Here is a 13,406-nt window from a genome sequence, read left to right as displayed (position 1 = left end):
AGGCGGGCAGCTTAGTCGCTTTCCGGCGCGCGCCCGCCACCACCCATCACTCAGCTGGGGGAGGCACGGGCGCGCGTGCCCGCGCTTCAGTTCGGGCGGATGTTGTTGCGCCGGATGACCGCGGCCATGGTGTCGGTGTCGGCCTTGATGCGGCGCGCCAGGCCCTCGGCCGAGGTGCCGGCCACGGCCCAGCCCTGGTTGAGGATCTTCTCGCGCACCTCGGGGCGGCGCACGATGTCGGCGAGCAGCGCGGCCAGCCGGTTCACGTGCGCCTTGGGCAGGCTGTTGGGCGCGGCCACGGCGTTCCAGATCTCGAGCTGGAAGTCCTTGAGGCCGGCCTCGGCCAGGCTGGGCACCTCGGGCACCACGGCGCTGCGGCCCGCCGAGGTCACGCCCACGGCGTGCAGCTTGCCGGCCTTGATCTGCGGCATCGCCAGGCCCGGCGGCAGCAGCGCCATCTGGATCTGGCCGCCGATCATGCCGGTGATGACCTGCGGGTTGCCCGGGTACGGCACGTGCACCGCGCCCAGGCCCGCGCGCGACTTGAGCAGTTCCATGCCCAGGTGGGCCACGGTGCCCACGCCGGGCGTGCCGTAGTTCCACTTGTCGCCGTTCGTGCGCGCGGCCTGCAGGAAGGCGCGCGGATCGGCGGGCGTGCCGGGCGCACCGGCCAGCACCAGCGGCGCCACCGCGAGCAGCGACACCGGCGTGAGATCGGTCAGGGGGTCGTAGGTGGCGGCGGGGTTGAGGATCTTGGCGATCGTCATGTTGCCGTTGATCATCAGCCCGATGGTGTGGTCGTCGTCGGCGCGCGCCACCAGGGCCGCGCCGATGTTGCCGCCCGCGCCGGGCCGGTTGTCGATCACCACGGGCTGGCCCAGGGCCTGCTGCAGCGGCTCGGCGATGGTGCGGGCCATGAGGTCGGGCGAGGAGCCGCCCGGAAAGCCGACCACGATCTTGAGCGGCCGGTTGGGCCAGGCCGTGGCTTGCGCATGCGCCATGGGCAGGGCGCTGGCGGCGGCCAGGGCGGCGCCGGTGGCCAGGACATGGCGGCGGTTGACGGGGGGCAGGCTCATGGGTGTCTCCGGGGCAGGGAAAGGGGACCGTCAGCGCGCGCGCTCCGGCGCGGCGGGACCGTTGTACAGCCAGGCATTGTCCAACAGGCGCTCACCGAGCACGGCCATGGCCGCGTCGCGCGCCCAGCGCAGCGGGCCCTGCGCGTGAAAAATGCCGCCATTGCGGCGCGAGCGCCGCTGCACGCGGGCGTTGCGCGCCCAGCGCAGCGCCGCGTAGCGCGCGAAGTGCGAGGCCCAGTCGGGCGAGGCGCGCCCCTGCAGCAGCCGGCCCAGCGTCCAGGCGTCTTCGAGCGCCATGGCCGCGCCCTGCGCGAGGTAGGGCCGCATGGGGTGGGCGGCGTCGCCGAGCAGGGCTATGCGGCCGCGCGCCATGGCCTGCGGCCCCGCCAGCGGTTCGCGGTCGTGCAGCACCCAGCGGGTCCATGCGGGCACCGCATGCAGCCAGGCCGCGAGCTCGGCGTGCACCGGGCCCAGCGCGGCCTGCAGCTCGGCCAGCGTGGCGGGCTCGGACCAGCTGCGCGCATCGCGCGGCCCGCCCTCGGCCGCGCCGTGCACCACGGCCACCAGGTTGAAGGCCTCGCCGCGGCGCACCGGGTAGTGCACCACGTGCAGGCGCGGGCCCAGCCACACCGACACGCGCGCCGCGCGCAGGGGCGCTGGCAGGTCGGCCGCGGCGATCAGGCCGCGGTAGGCGAGGTGGCCCGTGGGGCGCGGGGGCGCATCGCCGGTCACGGCCGAGCGCACGCGGCTCCAGAGGCCGTCACAGCCGATCAGGGCCGGCGTCTCGAGGGCACTGCCGTCGGCCCGTTCGAGGCGCACCGTGTCGCCCTGCTCGGCCACCGACACCAGACGGCTGCCCAGGTGCAGGCGCGCACCGGTCTGCGAGCGCAGCGCCTGCAGCAACAGGGCGTGCAGGTCGGCGCGGTGCAGGCTGGCGTAGGGTCGGCCGTAGCGCTCGGCGAAGGCGTGGCCCAGGCGCAGGCCGCCGAGCGCGCGGCCCCGGCCCGCGTCGCGCACACGCAGCTCGTCGGGGTACGCGGCCACCGCGTCGAGCGCGGCGCGCAGGCCCCAGTCGGCCAGCACGCGCACGGCGTTGGGCCCGAGCTGCAGGCCCGCGCCCACCTCGCCGAAGGCCTCGGCCTGTTCGAGCAGGGTGGGCGACACGCCCGCACGCGACAGCGCCAGGGCCGCCGCGAGACCGCCGATGCCGCCACCGGCCACGATCACACTGGTTTCCATGCGCCGATTGTGCTCAAGCGGCGCGGCGCACGAATCGGCTCAAAGGATGCGGTTGAACCAGAGCAACGACAGGGTGGCGGCCGCCAGCGCGAGCACCGAGGCCACGAGCGCGAGCAGGCCCGCGACCTCGGTTTCCTTCTTCTCGACCGTGAGCCGGGTGCTCAGCGACTGGTAGACCTGCTTGAGGTTCTCGGCCGTGCCGGCGTAGAAGTACTCGCCGCGCGTGGTGCGGGCCACGTCCTTGAGCGTGTCCTCGTCGAGCCGCACGCGCATGGACCAGCCTTCGAAGCCGATCACCTCGCCCTCGACCGTGCCCACGCCCACGGTGTACACGCGCACGCCGCGCTCGGCCGCCATCTTGGCGGCTTCGGCGGTGTCCACGCCGGTGGTGCGCTGGCCGTCGGTGAGCAGGATGATGGCCGCCGAGTTGTAGCTGCCGGGCTCCACGGGCTGGAAGGGTTTTTCTTCGCCGCGCGGCTGGTCGAGCGAGCGGCCGCGCGGCGCGAACGGGTCGGTGTTGCGGCTGTAGGTGAGGTCGGTGAGGCTGATGCGCTGCTGCGGGAACAGCTCGGACAGCGAGACCACGATGGCGCTGCCGATGGCGGTGGCGCGCTGCAGCTGGAACTTGTCGATCGCGGCGTTGAGGTCTTCGCGGCTGAGGGTGACCGGCTGCACCACCTGGGCCGAGCCCGCGAAGGCCACGATGCCCACCTTCACGTGGCGCGGCAGATCGGCCAGAAAGGCCTTGGCCGCGTTCTGCGAGGCCACCAGGCGGTTGGGCTGCACGTCTTCGGCGCGCATGCTGCCCGACACGTCCATGGCCAGGATGATGGTCTGCTGCGTGGACGGCAACGTGATCGACGCCATGGGCCGCGCGGCCGCCAGCAGCATGGCCGCGATGGCCAGCAGGAACAGCAAGGGCGGCAGGTGGCGACGCCAGCCCGGGCCACGGCCCATGGCCTCGCGCACGATGGACAGGTTGGCGTAGCGCAGCGCGGTCTGCTTGCGCCGGCGCTGCAGCCACCAGTACAGCAGCACCAGCAGCGGCAGCGCCAGCAGCAGCCACAGGAACTGCGGCCACAGAAAGCTCACGGGCGGCAGGTTGTTCATGCACGGACTCCTTCACGTTGGCGCCGCGGCAGTTGCGTGGGCACGGGCCGCGCACCCGGGTTCAAGCGCACGCGCTGGTGGCGCATGTCCACGAAGCGCAGCACGGTGTCGGCGAGGTCGTCGTCGGTGCCGAGCTCGAGCGTGTCCACGCCGGCGCGCGCCAGGCCCTCGCGCAGCTGGGCCTCGCGCTGCGCCGCGATGCGCGCGAAGCGCTGGCGAAAGCCCTTGTCGTGCGTGTCCACCATCAGCTGCTCGCCGGTCTCGGCGTCGCGGATCGGGATCAGGCCGAGGTCGGGCAGTTCGAGTTCGAGCGGATCGACCAGGCGCACGGCCACCACGTCGTGGCGGCGCGCGAGCTCGCCCAGCGGCTGCTCCCAGCCGGGCTGGCTGATGAAGTCGGACACCACGAACACGGTGCTGCGCTGGCGCACGCTGAGTGCGGCCCCGCGCAGCAGGTCGCCCAGCCGCGTGGCGTCTTCGCCGCTGGGCTTGTGCGCCGCGGGCGAGGCGGGCTGCATCAGCAGCTGCATGAGCTGCAGCACGTGCAGCCGGCCGCCACGCGCGGGCAGCACGGCGTTCACACGCGCCTGGCCCTGCTGGCCATACACCATGGCGCCCACGCGGTTGCCGTGGCGCGAGATCAGCCGCGCGAGCACGGCGGTGAACTGCAACAGCACCTCGCTCTTGCGCTGCTCGCCCGAGCCGAAGTTGACCGAGGGGCTGAGGTCGAGCAGGAACCAGGCCGCCATCTCGCGGTCTTCGGTGAACACGCGCACGTGCGGCTGCTGCAGCCGCGCGGTCACGTTCCAGTCGATGTGGCGCACGTCGTCGTGCAGCTGGTACTCGCGCAGGTCGGCCAGGTCGAGCCCGGTGCCGCGCATGAGCGTGCGGTGGTCGCCCTGCAGCAGGCCGTCGAGCCGGCGCATCACGGTCCATTCGAGGTGGCGCAGCAGCGCCTCGGCGCGCTGCACCGCGGGCGCAGGGGCGGCCGGTGCGGCGCTGGCCGGAGCGCGGGAGCCGAACAGGCGGGCGAACATGGTCAGGCCTCCCGCCGGGCCGCCCCAAGGGAGGCCTGCGCCCCCCCGGGGGGCAGCGACGACACGAAGTGCGGAGCGTGGGGGCTCATGCTCAGGCGCGTTTGCTGTCGGCTTCCAGCGGACGGGCCGGCGCAGGGATGTGCTTCATGATGCGCGCGATCAGCGCGTCGCTCGTGAGGCCTTCGGACAGGCCTTCGTACGAGAGCACCACCCGGTGGCGCAGCACGTCGGGCACCAGATCGACCATGTCCTCGGGCAGCGCGTAGCTGCGGCCGCGCAGCATGGCGAGCGCGCGCGCGCCTTCGACCAGGCCGATGGTGGCGCGCGGGCTGGCGCCGAAGGTGATGAGCCGGCCCATGTCCTTCAAGCCGTGCTTGTCGGGCGTGCGCGTGGCCGACACCAGCTTCACCGCGTACTGCACCAGCGACGGGTCCACGTAGACCTCGCGGCACTGGGCCTGCAGGGCCGCAAGCTGCTCGGTGGTGGCCACGGGGTTGAGGGTGATCGCGGGGCCGGTGACGCGCTCGACGATCACGTACTCCTCGTCGTCGGTCGGGTAGTCGACGATCACCTTCATCATGAAGCGGTCGACCTGGGCCTCGGGCAGCGGGTAGGTGCCCTCGGTCTCGATCGGGTTCTGCGTGGCCATCACGAGGAAGGGCCGCGGCACCTTGTGCGTCTCGCCCGCGATCGTCACCTGGCGCTCCTGCATCACCTCGAGCAGCGCGCTCTGCACCTTGGCGGGCGCGCGGTTGATCTCGTCGGCCAGCAGCAGGTTGGCGAACACCGGGCCCAGCGAGGTGCTGAAGTCGCCGGTCTTCTGGTTGTAGATGCGCGTGCCCACGAGGTCGGCGGGCACGAGGTCGGGCGTGAACTGGATGCGTTTGAAGCGGCCGCGCACCACGTCGGCCAGGCTCTTGACGGTGAGCGTCTTGGCCAGGCCCGGTACGCCTTCGACCAGCAGGTGACCCTGGGCCAGCAGCGCGACCATCACGCGTTCGAGGAAGCGGTCCTGCCCGACCACCATGCGCTTGACCTCGTAGAGGATCTGCTCCATGAGCTGGGCGGTTTCGGGGGCGTTGGGTGTGTCGCTCATGCAGCGCTCCGGTGGGGGGATGTCAGAACGGGGGCAGCCCCGCGGCGGACGCGGCGCTTTCGATGGGCACGGCAAAACCGATGCCCACGAAGGTGCGCGCGCTGGTGGGATTGAGGATGCCGGTGACGATGCCGACCACCTCACCGTCCATGGTGACCAGCGGCCCGCCCGAATTGCCCGGGTTGGCGGCGGCGTCGAACTGGATCAGGTTGCCGATGACCTGCTTGCCTTCGGGCGACTTGAACTCGCGTTTGAAGCCCGAGATCACGCCGGCCGACACCGAGGGGCCGATGCCGAAGGGAAAGCCCACGGCCACCACGCCGTCGCCCGCCACGAGGTCGGCCGTGGAGCGCATGGTGGCGGCCGAGAGGTCGTCGGGAATGGTGTGGGCCTGCAGCACGGCGAGGTCGTTCTCGGGCTGCGCGCCCGTGACGCTGGCGCCCGACTCGGTGCCGTCGGCGAAGGTGATCTTGAGCCGGTCGGCACCCTGCACCACGTGCAGGTTGGTGAGGATCACGCCCTTGTCGACGATCACCACACCCGTGCCCACGCCCGACTCGTCCTCCTTGCCGTCCTTGTCGCGGTTGTAGGAGAGCACGCGCACCACCGAGGGGCGGATCTTCTCGGCCGCGCGCGCCGTGGGCGAGGGCATCACCTGGGTGGTGAGCGTGCGCAGCACGGCGGCGTCGATCGCCTTCTGCGTGAGCGGCGCGGGGCCGTTGCGCTGCTGCCAGATGGTGGCGATGAGCGCCACCGAGAGCAGGCCCACGGCCAGCCACAGCAGCCGCTGCTGCGAGAGCTGCCGCGCCAGCGCCGCGCGCAGGCGCCCTGGCTGTCGAACCTGGCTGATGCCCTCGTCCGCCGCCGGCCCGGCCACCTCGGGGGCGGCGGGGCGTCGCGACGGGCTGTACTTCGCTGACTGGCGCATGGCGACCCCCGAAGAACCCGTGGGTCACATGATGCCGGGATGCAGCAACCGGCTCAAGCGGTCAACAATTGCCGCAGGACGTACGGGAGAATGCCGCCGGCCCGGTAGTAGTCGACCTCGACCGGGGTGTCGATGCGCAGCGTGACCGCGACCTCGCGCCGCTGGCCGTCGGCGCTGGTGATCACCAGCCGGGCCTCGCTCTGCGGCCGCAGCCCGGGGTCGGGCAGCACCTCCACCGTCTCGTCGCCGCGCAGGCCCAGCGACTCCCACGAGTCGCCGGGCTTGAACTGCAGCGGCAGCACGCCCATGCCCACGAGGTTGCTGCGGTGGATGCGCTCGAAGCTGCGCGCGATCACGGCCTTGATGCCCAGCAGCTGCGTGCCCTTGGCGGCCCAGTCGCGGCTCGATCCGGTGCCGTACTCCTCGCCCGCGAAGATCACCGTGGGCACGCCCTCGGCGATGTAGCGCATGGCGGCGTCGTAGATCGGCAGCTTCTCGGGCCGCGCGCCGGTGGCCCGGGCCGCGGGCGTGGGCTGGTGCAGCGTGACGCCGCCCTCCTCGCGCGAACCGTCCGGCCGGGCCGGGATCATGAGGTTCTTGATGCGCACGTTCGCGAAGGTGCCGCGCATCATCACCTCGTGGTGGCCGCGGCGCGCGCCATAGCTGTTGAAGTCGGCCGGCAGCACGCGCTGCGCCTGCAGCCACTGCCCGGCCGGCGAACTGGCCTTGATGTTGCCCGCGGGCGAGATGTGGTCGGTGGTGATCGAGTCGCCGAACAGCGCCATGATGCGCGCGCCCTTCACCGCCACCGGCGCCGCCTGTTCGCGTTCGGCCAGCGTGAAGCCCTCGAAGAACGGCGGCTCGGCGATGTAGGTGCTCGCCGGCCAGTCGTAGGTGGTGCCACGCGTGCCCGGAATGGCCTCCCACAGCGCGCCGGGCTCGCTCTTCACGAGCGCGTAGTTGTCGCGGTAGGCCTTGCCGTTCATGGCGCTCTTCATGAGCGCGTGGATCTCGTCGCTGCTGGGCCAGATGTCGCCCAGGTACACGGGCTTGCCACCCTTGCCCTGGCCCACGGGCTGGCTCATGAGGTCGATCATCACGTTGCCCGCGATGGCGTAGGCCACCACCAGCGGCGGGCTCGCGAGGAAGTTGGCCTTGAGGTTGGGGTGGATGCGGGCCTCGAAGTTGCGGTTGCCCGAGAGCACCGCGGCACACACCAGGTCGTTCTCGACGATCACCGCGTTGAGCTCGGGCGCGAGGTCGCCCGCGTTGCCGATGCAGGTGGTGCAGCCGTAGCCCGCGAGCGCGAAGCCCAGCTTCTCGAGGTAGGGCAGCAGCCCGGTCTTGCTCAGGTACTCGGTGACGATGCGCGAGCCCGGCGCGAGCGAGGTCTTGATGTGCGGCTTGACCTTGAGCCCCTTCTCGACCGCCTTCTTGGCCAGCAGACCCGCGGCCAGCAGCACACCGGGGTTACTGGTGTTGGTGCAGCTCGTGATGGCCGCGATCAGCACGTCGCCGTTGCCGATGGTGAGCTGGGTCTCGGGCGCGGGCGCGGCCGGGGCCTTGGCGCGCACCGGCCGGTTCGACACCATCTCGGCCTCGTAGCGCGGCGCGCCCTCGGGCGTGGGCTTGACCTCGGGCGTGGGCGGTGGCGACGCCTCGGGCTCGGCGAGGTAGCGCGTGTGCAGCAGCTCGGCCGGGCGGTTGAAGCCGTTCTGCGCGCTGGGCAGGCTGAACAGGGTGCAGAACTGCTCGGCCACCTTGCCCAGTTCGATGCGGTCCTGCGGACGCTTGGGGCCGGCCAGGCTGGGCGTGACCTTGCCCAGGTCGAGCGTGACCACCTGCGAATAATCGATGTCGCCGCGGCGCGGCACGCCGAACAGGCCCTGGGCGCGGAAGTAGGCCTCGAAGGCCTCGATCTCGGCCTTGCTGCGGCCCGTGCCGCGGAAGTAGTCGATGGTTTTTTCGTCCACCGGGAAGAAGCCCATGGTGGCCCCGTACTCGGGCGCCATGTTCGCGATGGTGGCGCGGTCGGGCAGCGTGAGCGAGGCCGTGCCCTCGCCGAAGAATTCAACGAACTTGCCCACCACCTTGTGCTGGCGCAGGATCTCGGTCACCGTGAGCACCAGGTCGGTGGCCGTGACGCCGCCGCGCAGGCGCCCGGTGAGCTCGAAGCCCACCACGTCGGGCGTGAGGAAGTACACCGGCTGGCCCAGCATCGCGGCCTCGGCCTCGATGCCGCCCACCCCCCAGCCCACCACGCCGATGCCGTTGATCATGGTGGTGTGGCTGTCGGTGCCCACCAGCGTGTCGGGGTAGTAGAGCCCGCCCTTCATGTGCACGCCGCGCGCGAGGTACTCGAGGTTCACCTGGTGCACGATGCCGAAGCCCGGCGGCACCACACCGAAGGTGTCGAAGGCCTGCATGCCCCACTTCATGAAGCCATAGCGCTCGCGGTTGCGCTGGAACTCCAGCTTCATGTTCAGGTCAAGCGCGTTCTTCGTGCCGTAGTGGTCCACCATCACCGAGTGGTCCACCACCAGATCGACGGGCACCAGCGGCTCGATCTTCTTCGGGTCCTGGCCCAGGCGTTCGGCCGTGCTGCGCATGGCGGCCAGGTCGGCCAGCAGCGGCACGCCGGTGAAGTCCTGCAGCACCACGCGCGCCACGGTGAAGGGAATCTCGTCGGTGCGCGGTGCATTGGGCCACCAGTTCGCGAGCTGCTGCACGTGCTCGCGCGTCACGCGCTCGCCGTCGCAATGGCGCAGCACGCTCTCGAGCACGATGCGGATCGCCTGCGGCAGTCGCTGCACATTGGGAAATTCGCGCGCCAGCGCCGGCAGCGAATACAGCCGGCCGGACTTGCCGGCCGACGGGTTGAAGGTCTTGAGCGTGTGGGCGAAGGGGTGCGCGAAACGCGTGGGGGCGTTCATGAGGGGGTCTCTCCTGAAGATCGTTCGCAGAGCGGCCATTCTGCGGCCTTCTGCAGACACCGCAAGCGCGGCGCCCGATTGCCCCCTGCACGGGCTGCGTCACACCGCCGGCCGCAGCCCGGGCGCCCGCCAGCCCAGGAACTCCAGATCGGCCAGCACCAGCACCGCGACCGCGAACGCCGTGAGGTAGGCCTGGCCCAGCGGCGTCACCCCGGTGCCGCCCCAGGCCAGCGCCAGGCAGGCCAGCGCCCAGCCCAGATTGCCCAGCACCAGCAGCAGCAGCCAGGCGCGCGAGGGCGTGCGCTGGCGCGCCAACAGGCCGGCCAGCAGCGCGTAGACCGGCAGGGCCCAGCCCATGGCGGTGAGCAGGGCCTCGGACAGGCCGAACCAGGCCGCCAGCGGGGCGGCGAGCGCCAGGTGCAGCGCGGCCAGTCCCGCACCGGCCAGGGCGTCGAAGGCCAGCACCTGGCGCAGCTGGCGGGTGGGAAGGTGGAGCGTGGCAAGGTTCATGGAGGATCTCCTGAGGGGGTTGAACAGGCGGCCCATGGTGGCCATGCCCCCGCAGCGGGTCCATGACCCCGCAGGTCATGGCGGCCGCGCACGCCCGCCCTACCATGGCCCCATGCACGCCCACCACGCCGCCCCCGCCCCCTTCGGCGAACGCCTGCGCCAGTGGCGCCAGCGCCGCCGCCTGAGCCAACTCGAACTCGCGCTGCAGGCCGAGGTGTCCACGCGCCACCTGAGCTGCGTGGAAACCGGCCGCGCCAGCCCGAGCCGCGAAATGGTGATGCGCCTGGCCGAACGCCTGCAGCTGCCGCCCCGCGAACGCAACGCCCTGCTGGTGGCCGCGGGCTATGCGCCCATGTACCGCGAGCGTGCGCTCGACGATCCGGCCATGGCGGCGGCACGCGCGGCGGTGCAGCGCATCCTCGATGCGCACGAGCCCTGGCCCGCCCTGGCCATGGACCGCCACTGGAACCTCGTGATGCACAACCGGCTCGTGCCGCTGCTCCTGCAGGGCGTGGCGCCTGCGCTGCTGCAGCCGCCCGTGAACGTGCTGCGCCTGAGCCTGCACCCGCAAGGCCTGGCGCCGCGCATCCACAACCTGCCGCAATGGCGCGAGCACTTGCTGGAGCGCCTGCGCCAGCAGATCGCCGCCACGGGCGACGGCGTGCTGGCCACGCTGGCCGAGGAGCTGCGCGCACTGCCGGCGCCGCCGCCTGCGGCCGACGCGGCGCTGCCCGGCGAGCACCTGGGTGTGCTCATGCCATTCCGCTTCGACACCCCCGTGGGCGAACTCCACCTCGTGAGCACCACCACGGTCTTCGGCACGGCGGTCGACATCACCCTGCAGGAACTGGCGCTGGAGACCTTCTTCCCCGCCGACGAGGCCACGGCCGAACGGCTGAGGGCGCTGGCCAGCGCCGGCTGATCGACCCGCCGGCCCGGGAGGGCCGGAACCGCTCCCCGGGACGGGTTACTGAGGCAGGACGCAGCCCACCCGCGCCCCGCCATGACCCGTGAGCAGTTCGACACCCTGTGCCACCGTGCCAGCCTGGCGCTGAACCTGGCCGATCCCCATGCCCTGGGCCGGGGCCACACCGTCACGCTCGACGGCGTGCACATCGAACTGCACCACCGCGAGCCCAGCGCCCACTTCCTGCTGCTGGCCGAAATCGCCCTTTTCCCCGAAGCCCAGCGCGCCGCGGTGCACGAGCACCTGCTCACGCTGCAGCTCATGACCACCGACCACCCCAACCTGCGTTTCGGCTTTCACGCCATGCGCAAGACCACGCTGCTGTGCCTCACGGCCACGCCGCCCCATCAGGGCGTGGCGCCAGAAGACTGGCTCGCGCAGCTGGTGCGCGACACCGCAGGGCAGGTGCTCGATTGGCGGCGCGATCTCGGTGCATCGAACGATCTCTCGCTGGACAAAGACCACCGCGCCGCCTTGCTGCAAAGCGCGGCCGTGCGCGCCTGAACCTCTCACCTGAACGGAAGCCCCATGCCCCGAAGCGACAACCTCATTTTCAGAAGACCGGGCCACTCCAAACCGCTCCAACCCAAAACCGTGGGCATCAGCCCCAACCTCACGCCCATCGAGAACGGCCGTGAAGAAACAAGGCCGGTCGACACGGGGAGCGCCAAGACGCTTCTCTTGAGTGAAGGCATGGTCGGTTCGAGCGACGCGACGATGGACGATTCCTTGGCGCATCGCTCGACCACAGAAGCCCTGGGTTTGAACGACCATCCGGACAACCAACTCGTACAAGCCTGCCGTGGCGCTTGGGACGAGAAGCTTTTCGATCCGCCCGAGCTCTTCGAATTGCACGAAGACTCGACCCAACCCGAACCGCCACAAGACTTGATCCCATACCCGCCGATCTCAACGGCCAGGGTTTACTCGGACGATCCTGCGATCGCTGCCCGCCAGAAAAGCGTGGCGATCTGCACAGACATGACTGTGTTTTATGCCGGCCTGCAAAAGATGCTTGACGAAGCGATCAAAGCGTCTGGCTATGAATCGGACAAGTTCGATGGCCTGAAAGCCGTTTTCTCGCAAGCGTCCCAGGATTGTGTTTCGCTTGCCCGGATTGCAAGCGCGGAAACCACGGCACTGGCGAAAGCCCATGCCGCCGAGGCCAACCGGCTGGCTGTGCAAGCGAGCTCGAAGCGCGTGGATGTCGAACTGGATCAGCTTATCAACGAGATCGAAATGCTGCCCAAGCCCGCACAACGAGCGGCCTGCACAGCCGGTGTGAAGGTGGCTCCACAGTTGCAGCAGGAGGCCGCGACTGCCTTTGACGGCTTGCCCCCCGACTTGGTCACCCTGTATCAAGCCTTGAACGAAGACGAAAGCGCTGGCGATGGCCTCGATGAGATGGTGAGGTCGCTGGAGATCGCACAAAGGAATCTTGTTGTGGCGGACGAAGATGTCAACGATGAAGTTGAATATCTGGTCAGCGGCTTCAAACAGGTTGTTGAAACCCAAGGCGGTCTTTTTGGCAGCGCCACCAACGCTGCAGGGATTCCACAGACTTCCTCCTCCGCCTTGGCAACTTCGCGACAAGCCGACGATTCAGGGCCTGCGGAGGAAGACGAATCCCAAAGCGACGATCGCCCCCATGCATTGAGTCCAACGACCGCAACACAGCTTCAAGACACGGTCGAAAGCATCATTGACATGCCGGATGCTGAGTTCCAGGCTCTTCGAAAGCAGCAGATCAAATCCGCAAAGCCGTCGACCGGCAAGAATGACAGTCCACCAGCAGCCGAATCGACGGAAAAAAGCGTCAACCCCATATTCAACAGCCTGCATCCTTCACCTGAACTGCTCGAGGAACTGCGGCAACGCGTCGCCCAGGATCCGCGCAATCCCGCCCAAGCGCCGAAGGATTCAGGCCTCGATGCCGTGAAACGCACAGCCCGAAAGATGGGAAAGGAAGTCGACGCGCTTCGTGCGGCGAATGAAGCCGCGCAAAAGATCCATGACGAATCGGATGCAAAGCTGAAAGCCACGATCGAAGAATTGGACGCAAGACAGGAAAAAGACAGGCAAGAAAGCGAACGCTTGATGGCCCAGACGAAGCGCCTGGATAAGGAACCCAAACAGACGACGGGGGCGCCTTTGTCGAGTGACCACGCGGTGAAGAACCTTCAAGAGCTCGAACAAGTCACCGCAGCCAGGCGAAAGGCGTTGAGCCGCAACATGGGCTTGAAGTACATGACCAGTTTCCCCCGCTCCAAGCAGACGCCATCAAATGTGGAGTCCTCTGCCCAGGAAATCGCTGAAGCTTTGGCGAGCACAAAAGGCAGCCCCTTTGCCCCAACGCGGGGTGTGAAGGAAGACACCTCTGGCCGCAGGCTCAAAGATTTCCCCGGGGATGCGCTTCGGCAGATCAGATCGGTGTTCGCAAAGCGCTGAGCGAGCGCCAAAGGCCCATGAAAAAGGGCGCCCCCATGGGGGCGCCCTTTTCTGTTTGGGCG

11 protein-coding genes are annotated in these 13,406 nt (G+C 69.8%); 3 read left to right on the top strand and 8 right to left on the bottom strand.

All coding sequences use genetic code 11. The features are described 5' to 3' along the window. Positions 1-86: 86 nt before the first annotated feature. The 8 genes from G9Q37_RS02295 to G9Q37_RS02260 form a co-directional block, all read right to left on the bottom strand. Positions 87-1,076 carry a Bug family tripartite tricarboxylate transporter substrate binding protein gene (locus G9Q37_RS02295; protein WP_166223997.1) on the bottom strand — a complete coding sequence of 330 codons (990 nt, stop codon included), beginning with the start codon at positions 1,074-1,076 and terminating at the stop codon, positions 87-89. Between the two features lie 30 nt (positions 1,077-1,106). Then, the gene (locus G9Q37_RS02290; protein ID WP_166223994.1) at positions 1,107-2,315 is read right to left on the bottom strand and encodes an FAD-dependent monooxygenase; all 1,209 of its coding nucleotides are present in this window, start codon (positions 2,313-2,315) and stop codon (positions 1,107-1,109) included. Positions 2,316-2,354: 39 nt separating this feature from the next. Continuing rightward, positions 2,355-3,407 carry a VWA domain-containing protein gene (locus tag G9Q37_RS02285; protein WP_166230867.1) on the bottom strand — a complete coding sequence of 351 codons (1,053 nt, stop codon included), beginning with the start codon at positions 3,405-3,407 and terminating at the stop codon, positions 2,355-2,357. 14 nt (positions 3,408-3,421) lie between these two features. After that, positions 3,422-4,462 (bottom strand): DUF58 domain-containing protein, encoded by a 1,041-nt coding sequence (locus G9Q37_RS02280; protein ID WP_166223991.1) that lies wholly within the window; start codon positions 4,460-4,462, stop codon positions 3,422-3,424. Between the two features lie 91 nt (positions 4,463-4,553). Continuing rightward, complete coding sequence (locus tag G9Q37_RS02275) at positions 4,554-5,558, bottom strand: AAA family ATPase (protein ID WP_166223988.1); 1,005 nt, start codon at positions 5,556-5,558, stop codon at positions 4,554-4,556. Between the two features lie 22 nt (positions 5,559-5,580). Next, the gene (locus G9Q37_RS02270) at positions 5,581-6,486 is read right to left on the bottom strand and encodes a S1C family serine protease (RefSeq protein WP_166223985.1); all 906 of its coding nucleotides are present in this window, start codon (positions 6,484-6,486) and stop codon (positions 5,581-5,583) included. Between the two features lie 53 nt (positions 6,487-6,539). Continuing rightward, the gene (locus G9Q37_RS02265) at positions 6,540-9,419 is read right to left on the bottom strand and encodes an aconitate hydratase (RefSeq protein ID WP_166223983.1); all 2,880 of its coding nucleotides are present in this window, start codon (positions 9,417-9,419) and stop codon (positions 6,540-6,542) included. Between the two features lie 99 nt (positions 9,420-9,518). Next, positions 9,519-9,929, bottom strand: a complete 411-nt coding sequence (locus G9Q37_RS02260; protein WP_166223980.1) for a hypothetical protein — start codon at positions 9,927-9,929, stop codon at positions 9,519-9,521. 112 nt (positions 9,930-10,041) lie between these two features. On the opposite strand from G9Q37_RS02260, the gene G9Q37_RS02255 reads away from it, so the two are divergent. From G9Q37_RS02255 to G9Q37_RS02245, 3 genes are all read left to right on the top strand, one after another. Beyond that, the gene (locus tag G9Q37_RS02255) at positions 10,042-10,851 is read left to right on the top strand and encodes a helix-turn-helix domain-containing protein (protein WP_166223977.1); all 810 of its coding nucleotides are present in this window, start codon (positions 10,042-10,044) and stop codon (positions 10,849-10,851) included. A gap of 81 nt (positions 10,852-10,932) precedes the next feature. Beyond that, on the top strand, positions 10,933-11,400 hold the full coding sequence (locus tag G9Q37_RS02250) for a type III secretion system chaperone family protein (protein WP_166223975.1): 468 nt from the start codon (positions 10,933-10,935) through the stop codon (positions 11,398-11,400). A 24-nt stretch (positions 11,401-11,424) separates the two neighbouring features. Beyond that, positions 11,425-13,344, top strand: coding sequence for a hypothetical protein (locus G9Q37_RS02245; protein ID WP_166223972.1), 1,920 nt, complete (start codon positions 11,425-11,427; stop codon positions 13,342-13,344). Positions 13,345-13,406: the final 62 nt, after the last annotated feature.

The sequence above is a fragment of the Hydrogenophaga crocea genome (genome assembly GCF_011388215.1).
GTDB classification, from domain to species: Bacteria; Pseudomonadota; Gammaproteobacteria; order Burkholderiales; family Burkholderiaceae_C; genus Hydrogenophaga; species Hydrogenophaga crocea.
The sequence above is the reverse complement of the archived record's forward strand: the minus strand, read 5'-3'. Positions and strand labels throughout refer to the sequence as shown.

Bases quoted from the DNA above. Each gene is read 5' to 3' on its own strand.
- G9Q37_RS02295 (WP_166223997.1), bottom strand. From the start codon at position 1,076: ATGAGCCTGCCCCCCGTCAACCGCCGCCATGTCCTGGCCACCGGCGCC.
- G9Q37_RS02290 (WP_166223994.1), bottom strand. From the start codon at position 2,315: ATGGAAACCAGTGTGATCGTGGCCGGTGGCGGCATCGGCGGTCTCGCG.
- G9Q37_RS02280 (WP_166223991.1), bottom strand. From the start codon at position 4,462: ATGTTCGCCCGCCTGTTCGGCTCCCGCGCTCCGGCCAGCGCCGCACCG.
- G9Q37_RS02275 (WP_166223988.1), bottom strand. From the start codon at position 5,558: ATGAGCGACACACCCAACGCCCCCGAAACCGCCCAGCTCATGGAGCAG.
- G9Q37_RS02270 (WP_166223985.1), bottom strand. From the start codon at position 6,486: ATGCGCCAGTCAGCGAAGTACAGCCCGTCGCGACGCCCCGCCGCCCCC.
- G9Q37_RS02265 (WP_166223983.1), bottom strand. From the start codon at position 9,419: ATGAACGCCCCCACGCGTTTCGCGCACCCCTTCGCCCACACGCTCAAG.
- G9Q37_RS02260 (WP_166223980.1), bottom strand. From the start codon at position 9,929: ATGAACCTTGCCACGCTCCACCTTCCCACCCGCCAGCTGCGCCAGGTG.
- G9Q37_RS02255 (WP_166223977.1), top strand. From the start codon at position 10,042: ATGCACGCCCACCACGCCGCCCCCGCCCCCTTCGGCGAACGCCTGCGC.
- G9Q37_RS02250 (WP_166223975.1), top strand. From the start codon at position 10,933: ATGACCCGTGAGCAGTTCGACACCCTGTGCCACCGTGCCAGCCTGGCG.
- G9Q37_RS02245 (WP_166223972.1), top strand. From the start codon at position 11,425: ATGCCCCGAAGCGACAACCTCATTTTCAGAAGACCGGGCCACTCCAAA.